Source organism: Lyngbya sp. PCC 8106 (assembly GCF_000169095.1).
Classification (GTDB): Bacteria; Cyanobacteriota; Cyanobacteriia; order Cyanobacteriales; family Microcoleaceae; genus Capilliphycus.
In genome coordinates, this window is the sequence record NZ_AAVU01000013.1 from 38,774 (window position 1) to 65,222 (window position 26,449).

Consider the following 26,449-nt stretch of genomic DNA (forward strand, 5'->3'; position numbering starts at 1 on the left):
TTTCGATGCGCTATCTTTTATACAAAAATTATGAGTCGGGATTGAACAATGATTTAATGTCTTTAGAGTTAGCCGTCGGATTAGCTCATCTCACGCAACGACGGCTGGTTTACTATGGTTCAGTCGGAGAACAAAAACAGTTAAAGTCGGTTTCTGGAGGACATTATCATCGGGTTCCAATCCATCGCCGAGGAATTATTAATAACCAGAAAATTCCGACTATTCTTGATCTGTTAGATCCGTTGCCGATTGAATGGATTAGTTATTCTGACTTTTTAAAAGAAAAGCAGACTCAAACTTTAAGTTTGTCTCGCTGTGATGTACGGTTAATTGACTCTGTTTTTGTGCCAAATTCTGGGGTTGTTATTCCTGATATTTTAGAAGAATTTGCAGAAAATCGGTATGTTTTAAGAGATGTTGAACAGGAGATTTGGCATTTAGCAAATTGTAATTTTGGGTTTTATTCTCGCTTTTTTTATTTGCCTCATCCTTCTCTTTATACTTTAATGGAATCCATTCGCCCTCATGCTATTTATCGAAGTTTAGCGGATAAAATTAGTGATAAATTGGGAAAATTTAATGGTGTTCACGTTAGACTCACTGATTATCGAAAACATATTCCGGGTATTGACCAATATTATTCTCAAAAAATACTAAGCAATATTCAAGCTAATTTTCCGGCTAACGAATTATTAGTGATTTGTACAGATGAATCGGATAATAAAGCGTTTTTTACTGAAATTACAAATCATTATAAAAACTCTCTCTTTATTGATGAATTGATTATCAATGAATTTCTCGATGATTTCCAAGACTTACCCTTTACTGATGAACAAACTTTAGGGCTGATTTGTAACTTAGTCATGGCAAAAGCTAATCAATTTGCCGGAACACTTCGTAGCACTTACACGGGAATAATTCATCGAAATTGGCTAAGAAATCGACTGCGGTTAAATCCTATCCTTTCTCCACTTTCCTTTCAATATATTGACAGTGGCTTTGATTCCCCAAGTATTGATTTTAAAGATGGATTTTATCTAGAAAAAGATCAGGGTTTATTTAGCTGGAACCGCGTTCAATTACCCATTTCCTCAGCAGGTAAATCTTGGTATAGAGAATGGCCAGAATCAGTCGTGATCACGATCTAAAATTATTCTGAACACCGTCATTGTGAATGTCGTGAAGAATCTAGGATGTGAGATGATACGATCTCAAACTCTGACTGCCGTTATCCGTTTCTAGCCAGAAAGAACAGTTAATTTCTCAATTGTAGCCATTTTAACGATCGCCAATGCGTTACAATCATTAAGATACGTCAACAAATGCCAATAATCTTAATATATTCTGCTATTAGGCACTAACCTATGTCTCTCCCCATTCGCAACGTTGCTATTATTGCCCACGTCGATCACGGCAAAACCACCTTAGTCGATGCTTTATTGAAACAATCCGGTATTTTCCGCGAAGGGGAAGATGTGCCGGACTGTGTAATGGACTCTAACGATATTGAACGAGAACGTGGCATTACGATTTTATCGAAAAATACAGCTGTTCGATACAAAGACACCCTAATTAATATTGTCGATACCCCAGGTCACGCCGATTTTGGCGGAGAAGTTGAACGAGTTTTAGGAATGGTAGACGGGTGTATCCTGATTGTGGATGCCAATGAAGGCCCGATGCCTCAAACCCGCTTCGTGTTGAAAAAAGCCCTAGAAAAAGGCTTACGTCCCATTGTCGTGATCAATAAAATTGACCGTCCTCGGGCTGAACCCTTTGGGGCGATTGATAAAGTTTTAGATCTGTTCCTCGAACTTGGTGCCGATGATGATCAATGTGAATTTCCCTATTTGTTTGCTTCCGGTTTAGAAGGCTACACTAAGCGAACTTTAGAGGATGAAGGGATTGATATGCAGCCCTTGTTTGAGGACATCCTCGAACACGTTCCGCCGCCTGTTGGAGATCCCAATAAACCTCTGCAACTGCAAGTCACTACCCTAGACTATTCTGAATATTTGGGTCGAATTGTAATTGGTAAAATTCACAATGGCACGATTAAAGCTGGACAACAAGCGGCTTTAGTGGTCGAGAGTGGCGAAATTGTCAAAGGTAAAATTACGAAGTTAATGGGCTTTGAAGGCTTAGGTCGGATTGATCTCGAAGAAGCCACCGCCGGAAATCTAGTCGCCGTCGCCGGGTTCAGTGATGCCAATATTGGGGAAACGATTACCTGTCCGAACGAACCCAAAGCCCTACCTCTGATTAAGGTTGATGAACCGACTTTACAGATGATGTTCTCGGTGAATGACTCACCGTTTGCAGGTCAAGAAGGATCTTACGTTACCTCTCGTCAGTTACGCGATCGGTTGATGCGGGAGTTGGAAACCAACGTCGCCCTGCGAGTCGAAGAAACAGACTCTCCCGATCAGTTCATGGTGTCGGGACGGGGTGAACTTCACCTGGGAATTTTAATTGAAAATATGCGCCGGGAAAGCTACGAGTTCCAAGTCTCTCAGCCACAGGTGATTTATCGTGAAGTCAGTGGTCAACCCTACGAACCGTTTGAATATCTGGTGTTAGATGTTCCTGAAGAAGCGGTGGGAAGTTGTATGGAACGTCTGGGCCAACGACGGGCGGAAATGCAAGATATGCGCGTTGGGGGTAATGGTCGCGCCCAGTTAGAGTTTGTAGTTCCAGCGCGAGGGTTGATTGGTTTCCGGGGTGATTTTATGCGAATTACTCGCGGTGCCGGGATTATGAACCACAGTTTCCTTGAATATCGGCTTCTCTGTGGGGATATTGAGACTCGCCGTAACGGGGTTTTAATTGCTTTTGAAGAAGGGGTGACAACCTTCTACGCGATGAAAAATGCTGAAGATCGCGGTTCATTTTTTATTACACCCGGAACTAAGGTGTATAAAGGGATGATCGTTGGGGAACACAACCGTTCTCAGGATTTAGATTTGAATGTCTGCAAGGCGAAACAGTTGACAAACCATCGTTCGGCGACAGGGGATGAACTGGTACAACTCCAAGCCCCTGTTGATATGAGTTTGGAACGGGCTTTAGAATATATTGGCCCGGATGAATTGGTGGAAGTTACACCTGAGTCTATTCGTCTGCGGAAAGTAAGTAAAAAGTTAGTTAGACGTTAGGAATGTTTGAGAAGGCACGGCATCTTTCCTCAAAGGTTGAAAGTCGTGCCTGACTAACTTTTGCTCAAAAGTTAAGATTTTCTGGAGAGAAAAATAGGCAGTGTCTCTCTCATTTGTAAGAGATTTGAGGAAATCATTTCTATTTTAGAGAAAAACCAAAAAGGGATCGTCGATCAACTATAAATGCTTTGATTTTAACGAGTTTACCCTAGTGATAACATCCTATTCTCGTATCAACAAGTTAGCTTTTATTGACACAGAATTGATCAACATGAGCATATACTTTTTGTAAAGAGATGCTATGATCTGATGAATAGAATGATCTAAATCATCTCCCCCAACCGCTGAACTCAAACGTAGAGCCACAGCGATCGAGGAAGACTGCGATCGGGATTTATCCCGTATGCGTTAATCCACAAGCTAGGGACGCGCTTGATTTTAAACCTTTGAGAGGGGGCTGCCTTAAATGTTAATGCCTGATTTAATCTATCTGTCAATTTCGCTTTTGGCAGTTGGTATTAGTGTGATTACAACGGATGAGATTGCCAAAATAATGGCTAGAGGAATTGCTTTAGTATTTTTGTTCTTGAGCATTGCCTCAGCACCTTGGTTAGTGTTACTGATCATACTCGTTCCTTTGCTGAGTTACAAGCTCACAGAACGATTTCAAGGGTAACGTTAAGACTCACTAGAAAAAGCTGATTTTGGTTTAAATCTTGTGACGGGGAAGGATATTCAAACTGAACAGCCTAGCAAACTGTTTCCACTCTCTCCCCCGCCTCAGGGTTCACCCGAAAATTGAGTTTTAACTTGGATTTGAGGCTTTTATTTGTATTGTATCACTCCGGTAACTCATACTGCCCAACAATTCGTTTTGCGAACTCCGGAACGTGTGCTTCTAACTTTTCAGGATGGTTCCGCTTGACATAGAGATAGTTGCGCGTAAAGTGAGAATCTATCGAAAACCGAGCATATTCTAACCCTTTGGGGCCAATTTTTTCAATCACCACACCCATCAGTTTCGCCGCCCACATCGGTAACGTTACCCCTTTGTCGTAAGCGGGAATACTTTGTTGAACGGCTGGTTGACGCTTGCCTTCGCTATGAACGGGTTGAGTGTCGAGTTGACCTGAAACTAAGTCTAACATCTCTTTGCCCGTGTCGTTACGAACGACAATCCATTGCCAACCAAAGGGCGCTCCCATATATCCTACCACAAGATCGGCTAAAGAGTTGACATAATCAAAACAACTCAAACAAGAGGGGGCGAATATGTCTTTTAGTTCCTTTGTATTCAACCCAAAAAAGGGAACTTTTTCGATTGAACCATCTTCGTGTTTGAAGTGAACTCGAAAGTCTTGCATAAATTCATAATGTACGACAGTTTCGGGAGATTTACTTGTCGTTTCTAGAAACTTTTGCAAACCTGCGCGAGTCACATTATCAACACAAGGCGTTCCCAACACATAGAGTTTTTCTAATCCTAATTCTTTCTCAACTGCCCGCAGCGCTTGAATTTGACAACCTACACCAATCACTAATAATCGCTTCATTCCTGATTTTTCGATTTCTTCGAGAACGGAAAGATTCGGCGAAAGGGTGGGTTTGTTGACTCTGGCTGCTAGAATTTCTTCAGGTGTTCTGGCAATTACAGGCATGGGTTGAAAGCGATCTTCTTTGGTATTTTGAACGCAAACAACGCCTTCTACAATTCCCTGAGTCAACATTTCACAGGCGATACTACTAACAATTCCCGTCCATTGGGCGCCTTCGATGGGTTGTTTTTTTCGCGCCGCCATCATCGTTTGATGAACCCCAAAATAGAGATCATCATCGTTTTCTAAATTGCGACTCTGCCCGTGTGTTTGGGTTTCAAGTTGGGTAATTTGTTGGTTAATGAAAGCACAGGCTTCTCTGACGTAATGAACGTAATAGGTGTCACACAGTCCACACTCGCTACAGAGTTCTTTAGCGGGACGGCGACTCCCCGGTTTCAATGCTTTGGCTTTCCGATGTTTGGGTGTTTCCTGTATTGCGGTCATTGAAACTTTGTTTATTATACCAAGTCTTAGATTTATCACATTTTGTCACCCGGTTTGCTATTTGTCATATTTTTTAAGGTTAGACATCAACAGCGTTGAGTTCCTATTAGAAAATAAGTCCCTAAACGCATCAAATTAAATCAGAATATTGGTCTAAGTAAATTCACGCAGAAGGCTAGTAAAAAATAAACGATAAAGTTCAGTAGAATCCCGAATAGCATAAAAGTAAATTTTCAGATAGTCTATTAATAGAGATTTCTAAACTCCAAATTGGACAAACTAAGATTAGGTCATTATTCGGGTCTATCTAAATTATGAATGAAAACTTTGGTCTGGTATTTCAATTCCTCCCTAAGCACTATAAACTCTTAATCGTATTCTCTCTTTGGTTTGCTTTGACTTGTGTTCTGTCTGGATGTGGTAATAGTCCTTGTGTGGGTTATTGTCCGTGCAACGGAATATTCTGCTAATTTTAAACAATAAAAAATAGCTAAATCAAGTCTTTAGGATGCGTCAAACTTCTAAATTTGTTGATTCTATAATTAACTAAACGGTTTGGCGCATTCTTAGGAAATCAAGATTAACACTCAGAAATTTATCAACCTTCGAGGTTTATCTAATGGTGTACAACTTTACTCTCTTTGAAAGAGTCTTGAGATATAATTTACAAGATATAGTGAAAGTTGCTGAAAATCCTGATCAGCTTTTAGATTTGATGATTTTGAATATGCAAGAAGATCTCATCGAGTTTCGTCAAGCAGTAGATCAAGCAACCGCTTCTCAAAAAAAGAACCAGCAACAATACAATCAATATAAATCTCAAGCGGATAAGTGGTTTTCTCGCGTTCAACTCGCACTACATAAAGGAGAAGAAAACCTGGCTAAAGAAGCATTACAGCGTTACAAACAATATCAAGAACAAGCAGAAAAAATTAAATTTACTCTCGATAAAGAAACGATTCAAGTTGATAATTTTCAGAATCACCTAATCACCTTTGAAAAAAAAATATCGGAACTGAAAACCCAGCAAAAAAGCTTAAGGTATCATAAAAACAGTGAAAGCACAGAAAAAAATGATCAAGAAAATTATCACAATGTAGGGGCGGGTTCCGCGTTAATTGATGTTTCTCCAAAATAATATTACTAAACTCACCCTAATCATGTGACAAAATCAGAAGTGGATAGTAAGCCGATCAATTGCGACAACAATTAGATAAGATATAAATTGAGGCTCTCAAACTAGAGTGATCAAAAAATAATTGATTGAATCAGGAGAAAGAGTGTGTCTGATTTCAAAGAATACAGAAGTGTGACTGAGTTTCCAGCAAAAGCAGAGAATTTAACTCACGAAGAATTAATAGCAAACTATTATGATTTACGGACAACTTATAAAAGTTTAACTGGCAGTCGGGGACAGCTTGTTCGTCGTCAAAGAGAGGCGAAAGAAAAAATTGTTATCCTTAATCAAGATATTCTGGAAAAAATTAAGCAGTTAGAAACTTTAGATAGAGAAAAACAAGAAATTGAGAGAATACTAGAAAGACGTAGCTTTGAACTCCAACAAAAAGATATCCAAAAGCAAGAACTTCAATTAGAACTCAATACAATAACCACAGAAATTATTTCTCTTAAAGAAGAAAGACAAGCCATCACTAATATGATTCATAACTTAAAGAATAGTTATGATGAAGTTCAAGGAACGAATGGTATACTAGGTACATTAGAACGTCTACAAAACATCATGCGAGCCGTTAAGGTTTTCTTTACTACAGATATTAGTGAACTGATTCAACAGCAAAATTCGGAGATTAATTCTAATCCTGATAGTCAAGAAAATTCTCGAACCATCGGAAGAAATTTGTTAGATAAAAAATAGGAATTTAAAAAATGCCGAATATTTTAGAAACCCTGCAAGATGAAAGCCGCTTTGACAAAATAAATAAAAGTATTAACAAGGTTAATCAAGGTGTAGAAAATCTGAGCGATATTGCTGAAAATTTAGCCGATCAAACTGTTGATGCAGTTGAGTCTGGAATGCGGTTTGGATATGCTTATGCACAGGTTGAAGCGGGAGAAAAGCAATCATCTAATTCTGATGAATATATCGATGTTGAAGTTGCATCTTTATTACCGAATACCTCTGAAGTTCTCGATCAAGAATATCTCAAAAATGCAGATTTTTGGACAAAAGACGCTTTAAAAGATCGTTTTAGGACTTGTAATAAAGCTTATCAATACTTACAGAAAACTTATGGTTTTAAGTTTAAACCCAGTTGGGATAAAGTTCTAGAAGCTTTTAACACGGGTGGAAAAAGAGAAAGTATTACTCTTGAAAAGGAAGTCGAAAGTTTAAAACAAACCGTGAATTTACAACAGCAGCAAATTAACAAGTTAGAACAACAAAATACTCTGTTAGAAGCAAAACTGAATGAAGTTTTGAGATTGGTGAATTCTGCTAATTTTCAAAACAGGAAAGAATAGCCTAATATTGTTGTGGAGGTAGGTGGGTTTATGTAAATTATTGCTGAGAATCTTTAATTTTTGGTGGAACCCGTCTCTACGGATAAATAGAGTTAAACCCGCTTTATTGATAAAAATAATGAACAATTTTAACACTTTTAACACAATCAAACCCCTAACCGAAGCAACAACATTCGCACTCACAGGAGTCACAACAGGCGCTACTTTAGCCACAACAATAGGAGGGATGGGTTTGGTTGGTGGGTTTGGTGGGGTGGCGGTGGGAAGTGTACCCATTATGTTAACAGGTGGGGTTTTGGGTGTAGCGGCTTATGGTGCAAAACAAGCCATTCAACAATCAGATTCTTCTGTTATTTTACCTCTGGTTGGAGGTGCGATCGCAGGCGTAGGAGTAGCGAATATTGTTGGAGGAATGGGGTTAACTGTTGGGGGAACTGCGGTTAGTATTGGAGTTGTTCCCGTCGCTACAGCAGGCGCAATTTTGGGGTTAGCTGGATATGGGTTTCAACAGATTATTAACTCTCATTTAACCGTTAAAAGTTCGCTAAATAAACAATGGGAATATGCAATTTATCGTAAACTCAATGAAGATTTAGCCGCAGCAAAAAAAGCAAAATTAGAAGCCGATCAAGCCAAACGAGATGAATTTTGGAAACAACGAGATGTAGAATTTAAACACAAAAAATCTTAGCGGTGTAAGGGTTGCACTCTCAAAAATTAGTTTATTTTTATTAGTCAGTATTTTTATTAGCTTTAAATTTTACTAATATCGTGTATAATATAATGTTAACTCAATAATTCTACCGAAAGAGAGTTGAAAAATTTTCTTTTTTAAGAATTTTAAACATAAAAAATAAATTCCGGTATCATTCAAACACTTAAAAAGCAATTTAGTAAAAATTCGTAATATTATTCAATATTGGTAAAACAATGCGTTAACCTAAACAATAGGCTTGAAATCGATTAATGATGGTCTCAGAATTGATCGATTAATTTATTGTCGTCAATAATTACTGTTGTGGAGTCACTTTAAAAATGGTTGAATTGTTGATTTGGATTCTTGTCTTTGTTGTGAGTTTAATTGTTTTAATTAAATTTTCAGATATTTTTACAGAAACAGCGGGAAAAATAGGAGTATCTTTAGGATTTAGTCCGTTTATTGTGGGTGTAACTATTGTTGCAATTGGTACATCACTTCCTGAATTAGTCTCCTCAATTTTTGCGGTTTATCAAGGGGCTACCGAAATTGTTGCGAGTAATGTAATCGGTTCTAATGTTGCCAATATCTTCTTAATTATCGGTGTTGCGACGCTGTTGAGTAGTCCCCTAAAAATAACTTACAATCTCCTAGATGTTGATTTACCCTTATTTGTCGGTTCAGCATTTCTACTCTATTTTACCCTATCAGACGGTGATTTTTCTTTTGGAGAAGCGATTCTTTGTATCTTAGCCTATCTTATTCATCTCACTTATACCATTCGTTGTGGACAAGTTGAAACCCCAGAAATGCCTAGTGATGGATCAACTCGATCTAGCTACTTATTCAAACAAATTATTGTTCTGTTAATCTGCACTGCTTGTATGTTTTTAGGTGCAAATTTTACGATTCAGTCTATTATTAAGATAGCAGATATTTTAGGAATAGGCAAAGAATTAATTGCGATTAGTGCTGTTGCACTCGGAACGTCCTTACCCGAACTTGCGGTTACATTTTCCGCTTCTCGTCGAGGAGATGCAGAAGTTGCGATTGGAAATGTCTTAGGTTCTAATATTTTTAACTCACTGATTGTTATGGGAGTTCCTGGATTATTTGAAGATTTAATTATTCCAGATATAATTATTCGAGATGGTTTACCGATGTTACTCGCATCAACATTATTATTCTTTTTTGTCACTCAAGATAAGAAAGTCACAAAATGGGAAGGATGGCTATTTTTTGTTTTGTATGCTTGGTTTATTGGTAATCTGTTTGACTTAATTTAATCATCTAATGAATTGATCAAAAACTAAAAACACCGACAAATTTAAACGAATTAAAAAAGTCGGTGTTCTGAAAACTTTTAAATTCAAGTGTTGTTATGAAACTCCAATAATTTGATAAATAACTGAGTTAATAACAACCAACGCCACTGAACCGATTAAAGCACTTAAGATTCCCCACCGTAAACGAAATCCAGAAACCAACCAAGCGGCGATTCCAAAGATAGTCATATTCAAAATCAAACCCACAATAAAGGCTGAGAAAATGACATCTAGAGGTAAAGCAAAAGTTTCTAATACAGGTCGAACCAAAACATTTAAAACGCCGAAAATAGCAGCCGACCACAATGCTTTTTGAAAGGTATCAATTTCAACACCAGTAATCGGACTAAGTTGAGCAATTAAAAACAAACTAATCGCATTAACAACCCAAGCAATCAGCAAAGCGGCGGGATCATTGATAATATTTTCCATCTGAGTTGACCTCCTCAGTTATGTTTTTTGGATTACACCCTAGACATTAAACCGAAATAGCAACACATCTCCTTCTTGTACAGTATACTCTTTACCTTCTGAACGCACCAACCCTTTTTCTTTCGCCCCATTCATCGAACCTGTACTCACTAAATCCTGATAAGCAACAGTTTCCGCGCGAATAAAACCCCGTTCAAAATCGGTATGAATAACCCCTGCGGCTTGTGGGGCTAACATTCCCACCTGAATTGTCCAAGCACGAGTTTCTTTTGGCCCTGTCGTCAGAAATGTTCGTAAACCCAAGAGTTGATAAGTCGCCTTAATTAAAGATTTTAAACCGCCTTCTTTCACCCCTAAAGACTCTAGAAAATCCGCTCGTTCTTCTGGAGGTAATTCAACCAATTCTGATTCAACTTGAGCGGAAATAATCACGACTTGAGCATTTTCTTGAGTAGCCACTTCACGAACTTTTTCAACCCAATCATTCCCGGTTGCTAAATCTTCTTCAGAAACATTTGTAGCGTAAATAATCGGCTTTTGAGTCAACAATTCTAAGACTTTAACTGCTTCTAATTCTTCTTCTGTTAAATCAGCTTGTCTGGCGGATTTTCCTTCATTCAAAACAGCCGTTAACTTCTCTAAAGCACCCAACTCCAACTGAGCCTCTTTACTGGTACGGGCTAACTTACGAACTCGGTCTATCCGACGTTCAATTTGAGACAAATCTGCGAGTCCCAATTCCAGGTTAATGATCTCAATATCCCGCACCGGATCAATGGAACCAGAAACATGAATAATATCATCATTTTCAAAGCAGCGCACCACATGAATAATCGCATCAACTTGACGAATATTAGCCAAAAACTTATTTCCCAATCCTTCGCCCTGACTCGCACCTTTGACTAATCCCGCAATGTCAACAAATTCAATCCTAGTCGGGATAATTTGTTCAGAATTAGAAATCTTGGCTAACACCTCTAAACGTTCATCCGGTACGGCGACAACACCAACATTCGGTTCAATGGTACAAAACGGAAAATTCGCGGCTGTGGCTTTAGCATTGGCAACCACAGCATTAAATAAGGTTGATTTACCAACATTCGGAAGTCCAACAATTCCAGCTCTGAGCATATCGCAAATTAAAAGGTGTTACCTCTGTAACAATAGCAGACCGAAGGCTTGTTTTGTAAACCCTTTTTGTGAATTCAGTCTGTTGAGCTAGGTAGAGAGTTCAAAGGTTTGAGAATAAAGCGATTTTTTCCTTCCATTTTAGCTTGATAGAGTGCTTGATCTGAAATGTCTATCAGAGAGAGAGGAGACTCCTCACAACAAGGAATTCCCCCTGCAATTCCCATACTGAGCGTGACATAGGAACTCACGAGAGAAGCAGAGTGAGGAATGGCTAACTTTTGCATAGCCTCTTGAATACGTTCAGCTATATAAATCGCTCCTTGAGCAGAAGTATTAGGTAAAATAATCGCAAATTCTTCACCCCCATAACGAGCAACCAAATCAGCAGGACGTCGTACCACTTCGTAAAGGGTTTGAGCGACTTTAATTAAGCATTGATCTCCGGCGATATGTCCGAAAGTATCGTTATAATTTTTAAAACAGTCAATATCGCATAAAATCAAATGCAAGGATTTTTGTTCACGACATAATCGCAGCCATTCTTGATTTAAAGTCTCATCAAAACAACGACGATTAGGAATTTTGGTTAAACCATCTAGAGTTGCTAGGATTAATAATTGTTTGTTTTTTTCTTCGAGTTCTTGTTTGAGTAAATGTTCTTCATTGAGTTGATTTTTGAGTCGCAGAGACATTCCTCGCACTCGGAGTAAAGCTTCTATTCTCAAAAAAAGTTCTGGCTTTTCAATCGGACTAAAAATGACTTCATCTATACTTTGCAAAACTTGGATGGTTAATCGTCCAGCATATTGTCGAGGTGTAATTAATAAAAAGGGTAAAAAAATAGGTTCAGAAGCTTTGGTTTTTATTTGAATAGATGGGTAATATTTTGTGAACATGATTCCATCTAGCAAACACAAATCAAAGTCTTGCTCCCAAATCTGTTCATTCTCACCTAGAAGAATGTGATAGTGTTTCTCAAGAATTTGAACTAAAAGATTACAGTTTTCTTGATGAGCAATAAGTAATAAAATACTATTCATAACAGTTAACCAATAAAGCTGCAAAGCTCATCCAGATCACAGCGAATAAATAGAGAAAAAACGACAGATGAAATCATAATTTAATCATTGATAATAACTTATAAAAAAAGTCAAACTGAAATCAATCTCTAACTTGACAAGCGATCAATAATCTGATGCTTTTTATGTAGGATCATCGAGATCATCAAAGCGGATGAACTCTGGATTTCCACTGAGAATTCCTCGCAAATTTGTAAGAGGTTTTCCCACCTTAATTCCATAACGAGTAATAGAAACTTCTCGCAGTGTTTTTTCAAAGTCACTCAGTCGTTTTTTGAGTACACCAATTGCTTTGTGAAGTTCACCTCGAATTTCTAGATACCGCATGAAAATAATATTATCCGCCAAATAAGATATCCCCAACTCTGTCACCCGAAAATCCCCTGTTATCCATTCCATCTCATTAATTAATAAGGTTGCAACTCCCATATTTTTGAGATAGCGACATAGACTATGAAGATGATTGGTTAAGTTTTCCTGTTGAAAAGAAAGCCGATAACCTGCCATACTATCAATCATAACAATTTGAGCAGACTGGTTTTCAACTTCTTGTCGGATAATATTCGCAAACTCATCGGGTGTATAGAGTAGTGGTTCTATCGACAAAATACACAAAGTTCCCCGTTCAACCATCGCTTTAACTGGAATATTCACGGACTCACAACGACGAGTCAGTGTATCGATTGATTCCTCAAACGTACAAACCAATGAGCGCTCACCTCGACCCGCAGCTTCTTTCATAAATTGCATTCCTAAAGTCGTTTTTCCGACTCCAGAAGGGCCACTAATAATAGTAATCGTACTGCGTTCTAAACCCCCTTGTAACAGTTCATCTAAATCCGGAATTCCAGAGGAAATTGTTTCAGTAGAAAAAATTTGTTGAAATTCATCAGGAAGCAATCGTGGAAAAATCAGCATTCCAGAGTCAGTCAGGCGCATCGCGTGATATCCTGGGCGAAAATTAGAACTGCGAAACTTCAAAATACTGAGAAAGCGTCCTTGCTGAGAAAACTCTAAGTTAATAATACCATCACTAATAAATTGTAAGTCTTCATCCGGAGCTTCTAGACTACTTTCTGTAGTAAATAATACTGTGATTTTACGTTCTTTTAGAAATCTCAAAAAAGCACTAATTTGTTTATGAAAGATAAACTTGTCGTTAGCGAGATAGCGAAATTGAGTCATTGAGTCAATAAAAACTCGTTGAGGTTTACACGTTTCAATTTGTTCAATAATTTTTTGTGTCAGCGGATCTCGTTCAACATCAGCAGGTGAAAAAATATCATAACTTTGAGCTTGAGTAAAAAACTCTGAACTCGGACTCAAATCGAGAAAATGAAACATATTGTGATCAAAATTCAATGCAGAAGTAATACTCCGTAACTGAGAGACTGCTTCTCCCAAAGTAATATATAGGGATGTCTCTCCCTGTAAAATTCCAGCCTGCAAAAAGTGTAACCCAATCGTAGTTTTACCACATCCTGGTCCCCCTCGAACCATATAACCACGCTCTGGAATTAACCCCCCATAAAGAACTTCATCTAACCCAGAAATACCTGTTGAAAGACGATCTTGATTCATGTTTTTAGTTGCAACCAATAATCAAAAAATAGTGATGAAACAATTGACATAGAACTTCTTTAATCATCATATCCTGATTAATGAGTCTTTCAAACTCTGATTTTTAATTGTTGATTTTTTTTGATATCTTTGTATTATTTCTTCTTAAAAATTAAGATAAATTTTAAATTTTTTGGGGAGAATTAGATTGAGATCTTAATAAATTATTCCTTTTTCACTCTCATTCCACCCAATTCGCTGCGGCTTCCCATCCCTTACCCTCTCGCACTAAAATCGGTTCATCCCCCGTTAGATCCAAAATAGTAGAAACTTGATAACCCGGATCAGAACCATCATCAACAATAATATCCACCAACTTTTCTAAACAATCAAACAATTCAGCTTTTCCCATATTTCCAGTCCTCGGAACCGCCAGAGGTGCTTGTCCTTCTTCTTCATTAGTAATATGTGCAGAAGTAGAAATGATCGGATTTCCCAACGTTTCAATTAAAGCCAAACAAAAATGATTATCCGGGACTCGAATTCCTGTAGTTTTCCGTTTGGGAGACATCACCAGACGCGGTACCAACTTCGTCGCTGGAAGTAAAAACGTATAACTTCCGGGAATTAACCGCTTAATAATTCGATAAGCCTGATTGCTAACATTCGCATAATCAGAAATATTAGAAAGCGATGAACAAAGAAACGTCAACGGTTTATCATTAGAGAGTTGCTTGATTTGTCGTACCCGTTCAACCGCAGACTTGACAGTCAGATCGCAGCCAATTGCATAAACCGTATCCGTTGGATAAAGCATCACCGCCCCAGAGCGAAGATCCGCAATCACTTTTGTGATCGTCCGTTCTTGCGGGTTTTGGGGATGAACTTCGTAATAAGTCGCCATAGATTTAATCTTAAAAATTAGGTTTAGATTTAAGGGTTTTAATTTTAGATTAAAGTGTGAGAAGGCTAATTTTCCCTCTAACACTCACCACACACCAAACCATGACCAAAATTGCCTATTTTCAATGTCCGACAGGTATCGCAGGTGATATGTGCCTTGGAGCCTTAGTTCATGCGGGAGTACCCCTAGAGTACATCACTGAAAAACTAGAACATTTAGGGCTTTCCTCAGAATATCGGCTTTGGGCGGAACCCATTCATCGCAATGGTCAGTTAGCCACCAAAGTTCACGTCGATCTTACCCATTCTCCCACTGAACATCACCACCACCATCATCACCCGGATCATTCTATCGTTATTCGCCATCTACCCGACATTGAGAATATTATTCTATCAGCTCGATTACCCAAACGCGCAGAAACTTGGAGTTTAGCTATTTTCCGTCAACTGGCTGAAGCCGAAGGAGCCGTTCACGGGATTTCACCTCAAAAAGTTCATTTTCACGAAGTCGGTGCCACAGATGCCATTGTTGATATTGTCGGGACTTGCTTGGGTTTAGACTGGTTAGACATTGAACAATTGTATTGTTCGGCTTTACCGACGGGTGGAGGGTTTATTCGGGCGGCTCATGGCCAGCTTCCTGTTCCTGCACCTGCCGTTTTAAAGTTATTTGAAAGGGGTCAAGTTCCAGTTTACAGTAATAATATTGAAAAAGAATTAGTTACACCCACTGGAGCCGCGATTGTTGTGACTCTCACGACAGCCTTCGGACAACCTCCGGCGATGTCAATTCAAAAAGTCGGTTTAGGTGCAGGTTCACGAGATTTACCCCTACCAAATATTTTACGACTTTGGATCGGAGAATCTTCACAAACCACTGTTTCTAAGGTTTCCTCAACTTCTAAACATTCAACCCCAGAAACTTCCACAAGAGAAACAATTTCTGTTTTAGAAACCCAAATTGACGATCTCAGTCCCCAAGCGGTCGCTTTTACGTTAGAAGAATTGTTTGCTGTCGGGGCGTTGGATGTTTTTACCCAACCCATAATGATGAAAAAATCTCGTTTAGGAATCTTATTAACGGTTATTTGTTCTCCCGAAAAACAATCTGTTTGCGAAAATATTTTATTTAAACAAACCACAACATTAGGAATTCGTTCGACTCAACAACAACGGCTAATTTTACGACGAGAAATGCAAACCATAGACACACCTTACGGTTCTATTGCGATTAAAGTCGCCTATTCAGGAGAAAATATCGTTAATATTCAACCCGAATATGAAGACTGTGCAAAATTAGCTCGACATCATCATATTAGTTGGTTAGATGTTCATCGAACCGCATTACAAAATTGGCATAGTTCTCAACGTGAATGAGTTCAGAATTGATCAACAAGTTTTAACAAACTATGAACCGTAAATTAAGTAGGAGTAAACAAGACACATAATGACTAACTCTAGTAATGCACAAAACCCTCTTGTTAGATGATTATTTTTATGATTGCGTTTAGACTTAGCACAGGGATTGATATTAACCTAAATATTGTCCCTATTCACTTCTGAAAGCTGAGAGTTATTGACAATTCAGCTCTAGACTAAATAAACTCTGGGATGCTGATCAAAAAGCGAAACAAGACGGTTAATTTAAAAAGGGATAATCTCAATATTTATCCCTTAAAATACTATCTAAATAAACCATTGTAAAATCACAAGCAAAATTATAAACTTTCGGTTGCAAACGTATTGCATTCGTCTATATTTCCCGTTTGTAAACCCTGCTTAAACCAACGCACTCGTTGAGCCGAAGTTCCGTGAGTAAACGCATCCGGTACCACATACCCTTGTGCTTGTCGTTGTAAGCGATCATCTCCAATACTACTCGCCGCATTCATCGCTTCTTCTACATCCCCTTGTTCGAGAATTTGATCGGCTTTTTGAGTCCGATTTGCCCAAACTCCAGCAAAACAATCGGCTTGCAACTCTTGTCGAACCGAAAGTTCATTAGCCTCAACTCGATCAACTTGACGTTGTAAATTATTTACCTGTTGAGAAATACCCAATAATGTTTGAACATGATGTCCGACTTCGTGAGCAATTACATAGGCTTGAGCAAAATCTCCCGGTGCATTGAGATTATATTTTAGTTGTTTATAGAAGCCTAAATCAATATAAACATTTTGATCGCGGGGACAATAAAAAGGGCCTGTCGCAGCTTGAGCATATCCACAAGCCGACTCAACAGCATCAGTAAACAAAACTAACTTCGGTTCGACATAAGTTTCGCCTCTTTCACGGAATATTTCATCCCAAGTATCTTCGGTATAACCCAGAACAACAGAGACAAAATCAGCTAATTCTTCTTCCTCTGGAGAACCCCGACTCACACTAGAATCTGGAGAGGAACTTTGTTCTGATGGTACTGATTGTTCAAAAATAATACTCGGATCAACTCCTAAAAACAGTGCCGCAATTACCAAAAGGAGAGTACCAATACCTCCACCAACCGCTACACGTCCCCCAGTCGAACTTCCACGTCTGTCCTCTACATTGTCACTCCGACGCCCCAATTGCCAACGCATGAATAATCACCCTCTATACAGTTTGTTGCTCAAAATTGATTGAATGAAGTTTAACTTAATATTACGTTGAACAAAGGGGTTTCTTATCTACCCAATGGAATAACTCCAACTCAGTCTTAATCTAAAGATATTTAGAGAAACTTGTCGTTAGTCGATGATCGGGTTTGATCAAAAAATAGTTAAGAGTGTTTCACGGCGATCGCTTGCGAATCTTGGATGAGAGTGTCAGAATATAGTGAACAAATTTGTAAATCTTCTGTTCAGCTTAAGATTACTGTGAAGGGTCAGAAAGTTCACTCAGCGTATACAAACCGATCAGCCTCTGGACGTCGTTCTTGGGCCGATACCCACTATGGTTTGCTCGGGCTTCATCCTTCCGCTTCCTCCATAGAAATTCGTCGCGCCTACAGAGAACTCAGCAAGCGGTATCATCCCGACACCACAGAATTATCAAAAACAGTCGCGACAGCCAAATTTCAACACCTCAACGAAGCCTACGCTACCCTCAGTAATCCCGAACGTCGTCAGGCTTATGATCTCAAAATTCGCTATTCTCGTTACAATGTGATCCAGGCTTCTCATCCATTAGAGAATTCCAGGGGTTCTAGTTGCCATTCTTCTTCCTCCGCCTATCTTGATCCGACAGATCGGCCTTTATCACCCGGAGAACTCTTTGCCGTACTAATGATGGCATTAAGTTTAATCGCTTGTCTCATCTTAGCGATCGCCATCGGTTTAGCCCGTTCAGAGTTCAGCTTAGAACCCATTCAGCCGCCCGGAGTTCTGATCAATGGTCTACGACTTCTCGTTACTTCTCATCGATGATCGAGTTAGAATTAATTCTGAAACTTTCAACTCTCAACTGTAACTGTTATGGCTCTTGAAAACCTCGATCTTCCGAGTTCCGAAACCCCTCTATACAATCATACGCTTCCCAAAATCGAAGCTTGGTTGCGATCGCAAGGTTGTCACCAAGACTCTAAAGAACTGAATGCCTGGTTTATACAAACACCGACCTGGAAAGCACAACTCTGGCTGGATGTTGAGCAAATCTCAGTTCGCTACATCGAAGCGGGAGTTGGAAACCAAGATATCCAACGCTCTTTTAAATATTCCCTAAGTCGCCAGGACATAGAAGAAGCCGTTTTTACAGGGCCTTAGAGCGTTGGATAACTTTACTATCCTTGACGAGTTTAGATTTTACCAAACCGTCGATCACGTTTTTGATAAGAACAAAGGGCTAGATGAAATTCAGAGCTGTCAAAATCTGGCCATAAGGTGTCAGTGACATAAATTTCAGCATAAGCCATTTGCCAAAGTAAGAAATTACTAATCCGCATTTCTCCACTGGTGCGAATCAGCAAGTCAGGGTGAGACAATCCAGCCGTATAAAGATGTTTTTCAAACAAAACTTCATTAATCTCATCAGGATTTAATTGTCCTTGCTGAACTTGACTCGCAATTTCCTGACAAGCCCGGATAATTTCTTGACGTCCCCCGTAATTCGTTGCCACGTTAAATAAAATGCCGTGATTGTTGCGCGTAGACTGCTTAGATTCTTCAATCTTGGCTTGCAAAGAAGTCGGTAAAGCATTCAAATTTCCGACGAACTGAATTCGCACCTCCTCCTCCATCATCTCGCGCAGTTCCCGCATCAGTACACGCTCAAATAAAGCCATTAAAAAATCCACTTCTTCGAGCGGACGGCCCCAGTTTTCCGTAGAAAACGCATAAGCTGTTAATGCTTCAATCCCCCAATCCCGACAGCAGCGCAGCAGTTCTTTGAGCGTTTCTACCCCCTGACGATGACCCATTGTACGCGGCCATCCCCGACGTTTAGCCCAACGACCATTACCATCCATAATGACGGCAATATGTTTAGGCAGTCGGTTGGGATCGAGGTCGGCAGGTAACTCGTATACAACCCTTTGCTTTGCAGTCATTGTTTCTCCCGAGAAGCTGATGAACGAAGACGAAACACCCGCGATATTAATGCCCATCCCTTTGATCCAATCTGGCGTTTAAGACTTCCAATTGAGATGGGAGCTGTTTTTCTGTCATCACCAGACGGAAACGAGCGAGCCTCTAGTAGTTCCTTTAGTTTACTGCTCGTTAGGGGTCGATTCAGAACACCTTTTTCTGCAAGTGAAATTGATCCGGTTTCTTCTGATACAACAATACATAAACATTTAGCGACTCGCTCTGTAATCCCCATCGCCGCTCGGTGACGAGTTCCGAGTTGTCGAGAAGCCATCCGTTCCGATAGAGGTAAAATCACACCTGCGGCCGAAACGCGAGACGCTCGAATCAACACCGCACCATCATGCAGTAAAGTTTTGGGTTGAAACAGAGTTTGTAGTAGTTCTTTAGACACTTCAGCATTAAGCTTGACACCGGGTACGGAAAAATCCCGTTCATCAATAGGACTTCCCGTTTCGATGATAATTAAAGCACCTGTACGGTTTTGAGATAACTCTTTAACGGCTTCCACGATCTGATCAATAACGCTATCGGGTTCGGGAATCGCTTTACGCCCTCGTCCAAACAGTTGTAAAACTTCTCCTCGACCCAATTGTTCTAGAAACTGGCGAAATTCCGACTGTAACATTACAGCCATTGCTACCGCAGAACCCGTCACCAGACTATTGAGGGCGATTGATAACAGTCTCAAATTTGCCCAGTTGCTGATCGCTGTAGCCAGCATCAGGATGATAAACCCCCTGACCATCCACAGCGTTCGACGCTCTCCAATGATGACTAGCACCATGTACGCGACAGCAAAGACCAGTCCAATATCAATACTATGAACTAACCAGGACTGCATCCAGCCAGGGTCATTACTAGGACCCGATTTCATTGAACTTGATGAGATTGAACTAAGTGGTCTTGTATATGGTACAAAGTGAATTGTTAGAAGGTCGAGTGCTTTTGGGAACTGTTAAATCATTGAGAATGATTTGAGCTATTGACATCCTCCCAACGCCAACATTCTTTATGGCGTGGGATTCCCAAATATCGCTATTTGGGTTTCTGCTTCTTCCCGAGCGGGGCGAGCGCACCTGCCCTCCGAGAGTTATTCCCTTCAGGTCTTAAAGTCGCTCCACAGACTATCCCCGCAAGTCCTGCGGTTAGACGAATCCAAACTGGAATTCTCTTTAACTGTTGACTCAAGGGATGTTTATGCCCATTGCCCTGTCATCAATTCCTGAGTCTACCAATTTGTCTGCGCCGCCAGTGTAACTGGACGCGCGCTCGCTCTTGCTGTCTGAATCCATTGTCTCGGGTGGGTCGCACGACCATTTGTATTGTACCAGAAATCCCTGTGCGGCATTCCTCCCAACTCCAACGTCCCTATCGTCGTGGGTCTCCTGCCGCCGGAAGATGAAATTAGACTCTCCTCTAAGAGAATAACAATACCCCCAAAATCGTCACCTTGTTCGTAACGCTTGACCTCCAATTCAATCCCTTTTTGAGTGAATCGCACTCAGCACCGTTCTTTATTTTCCCTTACAATGCAGCGAGTCGTTCTGGTAAACGATCTTGCCGAATCAGGTCTTGATAGGTTTCTCGTTCTAAAATCAGGTTACACTCTCCTTCGGAGACTAAAACTGCCGCAGGTCGAGATAAGCGATTGTAGTTAGAAGCCATGCTGTAATTGTAAGCTCCCGTTGCCAGAACCGCCAAAATATCACCCGGTTCACAGGGCGGTAATTGAGCATCTTTGATGACAATATCCCCCGACTCACAATGTTTTCCGGCGACTGTTACGGTTTGGCTTAAAGGAGCAGACATCCGGTTGACTAGCACGACTCGATAAACCGATTGATAGGTAATCGGCCGGGGATTATCCGACATTCCCCCATCTACAGCAATATAAGTACGAATTCCTGGAATTTGTTTTTGAGAACCCACCGTATAAGCCGTAATACAAGCTGGCCCAACGATAGATCGTCCAGGTTCACACAAAAGCTTGGGCAGTTCAATATTCTGCTGTTGACAGGCTTTAACCATCGCTTGACAAACGGTTTTCGCCCAAGTCTCAATACTGGGAGGATCATCAGCTTCTGTATAGCAAATTCCTAATCCGCCGCCCACATTCACTTCAGAAATATTTAAGCCATATTGACTCGCTTTGGTGATCGCCTCAACAATCACACTGGCTAGATCTCCATGAGGTTGCAGTTCAAAGATCTGAGAACCAATGTGAGCGTGTAAACCCACACAACTCAGTCCCGGTTGTTGAGCAATGGCACTAAACACCGCATCAAATTGATTGGGATCAAAGCCAAATTTGCTGTCAAGATGCCCAGTGCGGATATACTCATGGGTGTGGCATTCAATTCCCGGCGTCAAGCGTACCATCACTCGAATCGGAGCTTGAGTTGATCTCTGTTCCGACAACTGAGCCAGCATTTGTAAGTCCAGCCAATTGTCAATCACAATCGTGCAACCCGTCTCGATCGCGAGAAGGATCTCATCTCTAGATTTATTATTCCCATGTAAATAGAGCGTCTGGGGATTAACATTAGCGGTGATCGCCGTGTAGAGTTCACCTCCGGAAACCACATCTAAACCCAAGCCTTCTGATGCGACTAAAGCACAAATCGCCAAACAACTCCAGGCTTTCGAGGCATAGAGAACAAGAGACTCACCTGGATAATAACGCGCTAAAGCTTCTCGATACTGGCGACAAGCCGCACGTAGGGTTTGTTCGTCTACAATGTATAGAGGTGAGCCAAATCGTTCAACCAGAAGCTTGACATCACAGCCACCAATCTCTAGGTGATCGTGATCGTTCACCCGAGCGCTCAGAGGTAAAAGTTCCTGGTTCGGTGAGCGAGTTTCGGAGATCTGTGTTGATTGAGGTAGATATTGGAGTCCTGAGTTTTCCACTTGATGTATATTGAGTTAATCTCGGTAAGCCACTACCGGCACAACGGTATGGTCACTTCCGGTTTTACAGGGTCATTGCCACGGCTAACCGAGGTCAGCTTTGCTCCCCGGTTGTTTGAATCTTTTCTGGGCATCCACCCCATACACTGACTTAGCGTACAGTTGGTTTCAGCTTCTGTGAACTGGGCAGTGCGCGCTCAGGTGGGTCAATGACCAATTTGATTGTACATCAAAACCTAGACTAAGCAATGATCTCGCTTCGCTTTCCAACGGAACATTTTCTAACAACGGAGAGCGGAAAATTGCCCCGACGGATCGTTAAAATTGAGCCGACACCCGACATAGCAAGAGTGATTTCAACGTGGTTTGGTTAGAACTTCAATCTTTAACTTCTGAGCAGCTTCCGGCTGCTGCTGAACTTGATCAACAGTGTTTAGGGGGACTATGGACACAGTCCGGTTATCAACGGGAGTTGGAAAGTCCCAATAGTGATTTGCTTGCCTGGGTGGTTTGTCACGACGAGAGTGCAATGACTTCCGCAGGTGGGCATTTGAGATTTGAGATGCAAGATTCTCCTTTAATAGCTGATCAGACTCTTGTTGGAGTTGGCTGTCTGTGGGCAATTTTAGAGGAAGCTCATATTACTTTACTTTTGATCCATCCCGATTATCAGGGACGGGGTTTAGGACAGGGGTTGCTGTATGCCTTACTGAAATCAGCTTGGCATCGTCAACTTGAACGAGCGACTTTAGAAGTCCGAGTCTCCAACGACAAAGCCCTAGCTCTTTACCGTAAATTTGGGTTTAAAGAAGCCGGATGCCGACGCCATTATTATTCTGATACCGGAGAAGATGCTCTTATTCTTTGGAGAAGCGGCTTACAGCATCGAGAGTTTAGCCGCACTTTGGGGAGTTGGTATCAGCAGATTTGTGATCGTTCACGCCAACCTTACTCTAAAAAACATTAAGATGAAAAGGAAGCTTAAGAAAATTTGCATTCAGCATCAGTTGACTCCATTGATTCCGATGGGTTCGACAATCGCTGATTCATTGACGTTGGGCAAGCTTGTGGGACATCTCTAATCCGTTAGGTTAGCAATCCGTTCAACAAAGAAACCCGGACAGTTCCCGAAGTGATTGTGCTAGAATCCATCATTAAATCTAAAACAAACTGTGTTTAACGAGTGACTCAAGAGACAACCTCTATACAGAATGAAAATTCAGTTCAAAGTAGGTTGGCTCTATCAACTTAGACACTCGGTGTTGACTTCAACCTCCGTTGAAATTCATCCTAGAGTATCAGTTTAACGGGCTTGTCTGTGTTCTCCGTTACAGTAATTCTTTGGATACCTTAGACAGAGAATAGATTCTTAAAATTAGGCAAACTTGCTCCTGAGAAATCAGCACAACTGCCCAGTGAGGATCAACGGATAAACAGATAAGAATCAGATTTAACGAAGAGAAATCTTCACAGGCTAAAAGGAAAAGGTTGTTAGTCTACTCCTCAATTGGATTTTTCCAGTTGCATCAGACGATTCAGCCCCGACCTAGAGGCTACCCCAGAAAAATTAAACATTATTTAAGATCATTTAATTTTTCGGGAGTTGAAAGTGTCACGCTAAAATTAGCGTACGGGTATGCAGCAGGTGGTGGAAATTTGCCATGTTTGAACGCTTCACAGAAAAAGCAATTAAAGTAATCATGTTAGCCCAGGAGGAAGCACGTCGCCTGGGTCATAACTTCGTCGGAACCGAGCAGATTCTTCTAGGTCTGATCGGAGAAGGAACAGGCGTTGCGGCAAAGGTGCTGAAGTCTATGGGGGTTAACCTCAAAGACGCTCGCATTGAGGTCGAAAAGATCATCGGTCGGGGTTCGGGATTTGTCGCCGTCGAAATTCCCTTTACCCCCCGTGCCAAGCGTGTTCTCGAACTCTCCCTAGAAGAAGCTCGCCAACTGGGGCATAACTATATTGGTACTGAACATCTCCTTCTTGGCCTGATCCGTGAAGGAGAAGGGGTAGCCGCTAGAGTCCTGGAAAATCTAGGAGTTGACCTCTCGAAAGTCAGAACTCAGGTGATTCGGATGCTCGGGGAAACTGCCGAGGTGACAGCCGGAGCCAGTGGTAGCCGCACGAAGACCCCGACCTTAGATGAGTTCGGGTCAAATTTAACCCAAATGGCAGCCGAAGGGAAGCTTGATCCCGTCGTCGGTCGTCAGAAAGAAATCGAACGGGTGATCCAAATTCTGGGTCGCCGGACGAAAAACAACCCAGTTTTGATCGGAGAGCCAGGGGTCGGTAAAACAGCGATCGCCGAAGGATTAGCTCAACGAATTGCCCAAAACGACATTCCCGACATTTTAGAAGAAAAGCGAGTCGTCACCCTCGATATCGGCTTATTAGTCGCAGGAACCAAGTATAGAGGGGAATTTGAAGAACGGCTGAAAAAAATTATGGATGAGATCCGCTCGGCGGGTAATGTCATCCTGGTGATCGACGAAGTTCACACCCTGATCGGTGCGGGTGCGGCCGAAGGAGCAATTGATGCAGCCAATATCCTCAAACCCGCTTTGGCGCGAGGAGAATTGCAATGTATCGGTGCAACCACCCTCGATGAGTACCGTAAGCACATCGAACGGGATGCGGCTTTAGAACGTCGTTTCCAGCCTGTGATGGTCGGTGAACCCAGCGTCAGTGAAACCGTTGAAATTCTCTATGGTCTGCGCGAGCGCTATGAACAGCACCACAAGCTGAAAATCATGGACGAGGCCCTAGAAGCCGCCGCGAAACTGTCCGATCGATATATCAGCGATCGCTATTTACCCGATAAAGCGATTGACTTGATCGATGAAGCTGGATCTCGCGTCCGTTTAATTAACTCCCAACTCCCTCCGGCCGCCAAAGAACTCGATAAAGAACTGCGTCAGGTTCTCAAAGAAAAAGACGATTCAGTTCGTTCCCAAGACTTTGATCGGGCCGGAGAACTTCGCGATCGCGAAATGAAAATCAAGTCTCAAATTCGAGAGATCGCCCAAACCAAGAAATCTGAAACCAATACCACAGAGGATGATTCCCCGATGGTAACGGAAGAAGATATCGCCCACATTGTAGCCAGTTGGACGGGAATTCCGGTTAATAAACTCACCGAGTCTGAGTCCGAAAAGCTGCTGCACATGGAAGACACCCTGCATCAGCGCTTGATTGGTCAAGAAGAAGCGGTCAAAGCCGTTTCTCGCGCCATTCGTCGCGCTCGTGTGGGCTTAAAGAACCCCAACCGACCAATTGCCAGCTTTATCTTCTCCGGCCCCACTGGAGTCGGTAAAACAGAACTCACCAAAGCGTTAGCGACTTACTTCTTCGGATCTGAAGAAGCCATGGTTCGCTTGGATATGTCTGAGTTCATGGAACGTCATACCGTTTCTAAGCTGATCGGTTCGCCTCCCGGTTATGTCGGGTATAACGAAGGTGGTCAACTGACTGAAGCCGTGCGTCGGCGTCCTTACACGGTGGTTCTATTCGACGAAATCGAAAAAGCCCACCCCGATGTCTTCAATATGTTGCTACAAATCTTAGAAGACGGACGCTTGACTGATGCTAAAGGTCGCACGGTAGACTTCAAAAACACCCTGATCATTATGACCTCCAACATTGGATCGAAGGTGATCGAAAAAGGTGGCGGTGGTTTAGGATTCGAGTTCTCCGAAAATGAATCTGATGCTCAGTATCATCGGATTCGTAACTTGGTTAACGAAGAACTGAAGCAATACTTCCGTCCAGAATTCCTCAACCGTCTCGATGAGATTATTGTCTTCCGTCAATTGACGAAGGATGAGGTCAAGGAAATTGCGGTGATTATGCTCAACGAAGTCTTTAGTCGTCTAACGGAAAAAGGCATTAAGCTCGAAATCACTGATCGGTTCAATGAGCGGTTAGTTGAGGAAGGTTACAACCCCAGCTACGGCGCTCGTCCTTTACGTCGGGCAATTATGCGCTTACTCGAAGATAGCTTGGCTGAAGAAATTCTCTCAGGTCGCATCACTGAAGGCGATACAGCCGTTGTCGATGTGGATGGGGATGGTCAAGTGACGGTTGCCCAAGGAGAAAAAGAAAAGCGGGAATTGTTACCGCAAACGGCTGAGTAATGAGCTGCCGTTGATCTCTAGCTCAACTTGAGT

General features: G+C 41.3%; 23 protein-coding genes. 13 read left to right on the forward strand and 10 right to left on the reverse strand.

What is annotated here, in order from left to right; translation table 11 throughout:
* Window positions 1-5 precede the first annotated feature (5 nt).
* The 3 genes from L8106_RS10735 (at window position 6) to L8106_RS10745 (ending at window position 3,831) form a co-directional block, all read left to right on the forward strand.
* The gene (locus L8106_RS10735; RefSeq protein ID WP_009784309.1) at window positions 6-1,148 is read left to right on the forward strand and encodes a hypothetical protein; all 1,143 of its coding nucleotides are present in this window, start codon (window positions 6-8) and stop codon (window positions 1,146-1,148) included.
* Window positions 1,149-1,364: 216 nt separating this feature from the next.
* Window positions 1,365-3,155 carry a translational GTPase TypA gene (typA, locus tag L8106_RS10740; RefSeq protein WP_009784310.1) on the forward strand — a complete coding sequence of 597 codons (1,791 nt, stop codon included), beginning with the start codon at window positions 1,365-1,367 and terminating at the stop codon, window positions 3,153-3,155.
* A gap of 466 nt (window positions 3,156-3,621) precedes the next feature.
* Window positions 3,622-3,831 (forward strand): hypothetical protein, encoded by a 210-nt coding sequence (locus L8106_RS10745; protein WP_009784311.1) that lies wholly within the window; start codon window positions 3,622-3,624, stop codon window positions 3,829-3,831.
* A 163-nt stretch (window positions 3,832-3,994) separates the two neighbouring features.
* Here L8106_RS10745 and L8106_RS10750 read toward each other — a convergent pair whose 3' ends face one another.
* On the reverse strand, window positions 3,995-5,197 hold the full coding sequence (locus L8106_RS10750) for a Coenzyme F420 hydrogenase/dehydrogenase, beta subunit C-terminal domain (RefSeq protein ID WP_009784312.1): 1,203 nt from the start codon (window positions 5,195-5,197) through the stop codon (window positions 3,995-3,997).
* A 619-nt stretch (window positions 5,198-5,816) separates the two neighbouring features.
* Between L8106_RS10750 and L8106_RS10755 the strand changes: the two genes are divergently transcribed.
* The 5 genes from L8106_RS10755 (at window position 5,817) to L8106_RS10775 (ending at window position 9,661) form a co-directional block, all read left to right on the forward strand.
* Entirely contained in the window at window positions 5,817-6,335 is a 519-nt protein-coding gene (locus L8106_RS10755; RefSeq protein ID WP_009784313.1) for a PspA/IM30 family protein, read from the forward strand.
* Between the two features lie 144 nt (window positions 6,336-6,479).
* Window positions 6,480-7,073, forward strand: coding sequence for a hypothetical protein (locus L8106_RS10760; RefSeq protein ID WP_009784314.1), 594 nt, complete (start codon window positions 6,480-6,482; stop codon window positions 7,071-7,073).
* An 11-nt stretch (window positions 7,074-7,084) separates the two neighbouring features.
* Window positions 7,085-7,678 carry a hypothetical protein gene (locus L8106_RS10765; RefSeq protein ID WP_009784315.1) on the forward strand — a complete coding sequence of 198 codons (594 nt, stop codon included), beginning with the start codon at window positions 7,085-7,087 and terminating at the stop codon, window positions 7,676-7,678.
* Between the two features lie 118 nt (window positions 7,679-7,796).
* Window positions 7,797-8,369, forward strand: a complete 573-nt coding sequence (locus L8106_RS29545; RefSeq protein WP_009784316.1) for a hypothetical protein — start codon at window positions 7,797-7,799, stop codon at window positions 8,367-8,369.
* Window positions 8,370-8,713: 344 nt separating this feature from the next.
* Window positions 8,714-9,661: a calcium/sodium antiporter gene (locus L8106_RS10775; protein WP_009784317.1), complete on the forward strand. Its 948-nt coding sequence runs from the start codon at window positions 8,714-8,716 to the stop codon at window positions 9,659-9,661.
* Between the two features lie 93 nt (window positions 9,662-9,754).
* On the opposite strand, the gene L8106_RS10780 is transcribed toward L8106_RS10775, so the two are convergent.
* The 5 genes from L8106_RS10780 to L8106_RS10800 form a co-directional block, all read right to left on the reverse strand.
* A complete protein-coding gene (locus L8106_RS10780) occupies window positions 9,755-10,132 on the reverse strand; it encodes a phage holin family protein (RefSeq protein ID WP_009784318.1) in 378 nt (125 codons plus the stop codon).
* 39 nt (window positions 10,133-10,171) lie between these two features.
* Window positions 10,172-11,263 carry a redox-regulated ATPase YchF gene (gene ychF, locus L8106_RS10785; protein ID WP_009784319.1) on the reverse strand — a complete coding sequence of 364 codons (1,092 nt, stop codon included), beginning with the start codon at window positions 11,261-11,263 and terminating at the stop codon, window positions 10,172-10,174.
* A gap of 74 nt (window positions 11,264-11,337) precedes the next feature.
* A complete protein-coding gene (locus L8106_RS10790) occupies window positions 11,338-12,303 on the reverse strand; it encodes a diguanylate cyclase domain-containing protein (RefSeq protein ID WP_009784320.1) in 966 nt (321 codons plus the stop codon).
* Between the two features lie 162 nt (window positions 12,304-12,465).
* Window positions 12,466-13,923 carry an ATPase domain-containing protein gene (locus L8106_RS10795; RefSeq protein WP_009784321.1) on the reverse strand — a complete coding sequence of 486 codons (1,458 nt, stop codon included), beginning with the start codon at window positions 13,921-13,923 and terminating at the stop codon, window positions 12,466-12,468.
* Between the two features lie 220 nt (window positions 13,924-14,143).
* Window positions 14,144-14,806, reverse strand: coding sequence for an L-threonylcarbamoyladenylate synthase (locus L8106_RS10800; protein WP_039896033.1), 663 nt, complete (start codon window positions 14,804-14,806; stop codon window positions 14,144-14,146).
* Between the two features lie 101 nt (window positions 14,807-14,907).
* On the opposite strand from L8106_RS10800, the gene larC reads away from it, so the two are divergent.
* Window positions 14,908-16,182 (forward strand): nickel pincer cofactor biosynthesis protein LarC, encoded by a 1,275-nt coding sequence (larC, locus tag L8106_RS10805; RefSeq protein WP_009784323.1) that lies wholly within the window; start codon window positions 14,908-14,910, stop codon window positions 16,180-16,182.
* 341 nt (window positions 16,183-16,523) lie between these two features.
* Here the strand turns inward: larC and L8106_RS10810 are convergent, their stop codons facing one another.
* Window positions 16,524-17,384 carry a neutral zinc metallopeptidase gene (locus L8106_RS10810; protein WP_009784324.1) on the reverse strand — a complete coding sequence of 287 codons (861 nt, stop codon included), beginning with the start codon at window positions 17,382-17,384 and terminating at the stop codon, window positions 16,524-16,526.
* A 387-nt stretch (window positions 17,385-17,771) separates the two neighbouring features.
* Here L8106_RS10810 and L8106_RS10815 point away from each other — a divergent pair, with 387 nt between their 5' ends.
* A complete protein-coding gene (locus tag L8106_RS10815) occupies window positions 17,772-18,209 on the forward strand; it encodes a J domain-containing protein (protein ID WP_369748185.1) in 438 nt (145 codons plus the stop codon).
* 48 nt (window positions 18,210-18,257) lie between these two features.
* Window positions 18,258-18,545, forward strand: coding sequence for a DUF3143 domain-containing protein (locus L8106_RS10820; protein WP_009784326.1), 288 nt, complete (start codon window positions 18,258-18,260; stop codon window positions 18,543-18,545).
* Between the two features lie 32 nt (window positions 18,546-18,577).
* Here L8106_RS10820 and L8106_RS10825 read toward each other — a convergent pair whose 3' ends face one another.
* The 3 genes from L8106_RS10825 to lysA form a co-directional block, all read right to left on the reverse strand.
* On the reverse strand, window positions 18,578-19,327 hold the full coding sequence (locus L8106_RS10825) for an isoprenyl transferase (RefSeq protein ID WP_009784327.1): 750 nt from the start codon (window positions 19,325-19,327) through the stop codon (window positions 18,578-18,580).
* A complete protein-coding gene (cdaA, locus tag L8106_RS10830) occupies window positions 19,324-20,241 on the reverse strand; it encodes a diadenylate cyclase CdaA (protein ID WP_039896004.1) in 918 nt (305 codons plus the stop codon). Before cdaA ends, L8106_RS10825 begins: the two co-directional genes overlap by 4 nt.
* Before the next feature lie 650 nt (window positions 20,242-20,891).
* Window positions 20,892-22,277, reverse strand: coding sequence for a diaminopimelate decarboxylase (lysA, locus tag L8106_RS10840; protein ID WP_009784330.1), 1,386 nt, complete (start codon window positions 22,275-22,277; stop codon window positions 20,892-20,894).
* Between the two features lie 361 nt (window positions 22,278-22,638).
* Between lysA and rimI the strand changes: the two genes are divergently transcribed.
* The gene (gene rimI, locus L8106_RS10845; protein ID WP_009784331.1) at window positions 22,639-23,244 is read left to right on the forward strand and encodes a ribosomal protein S18-alanine N-acetyltransferase; all 606 of its coding nucleotides are present in this window, start codon (window positions 22,639-22,641) and stop codon (window positions 23,242-23,244) included.
* 694 nt (window positions 23,245-23,938) lie between these two features.
* Window positions 23,939-26,416, forward strand: a complete 2,478-nt coding sequence (locus L8106_RS10850; protein WP_009784332.1) for an ATP-dependent Clp protease ATP-binding subunit — start codon at window positions 23,939-23,941, stop codon at window positions 26,414-26,416.
* Window positions 26,417-26,449: the final 33 nt, after the last annotated feature.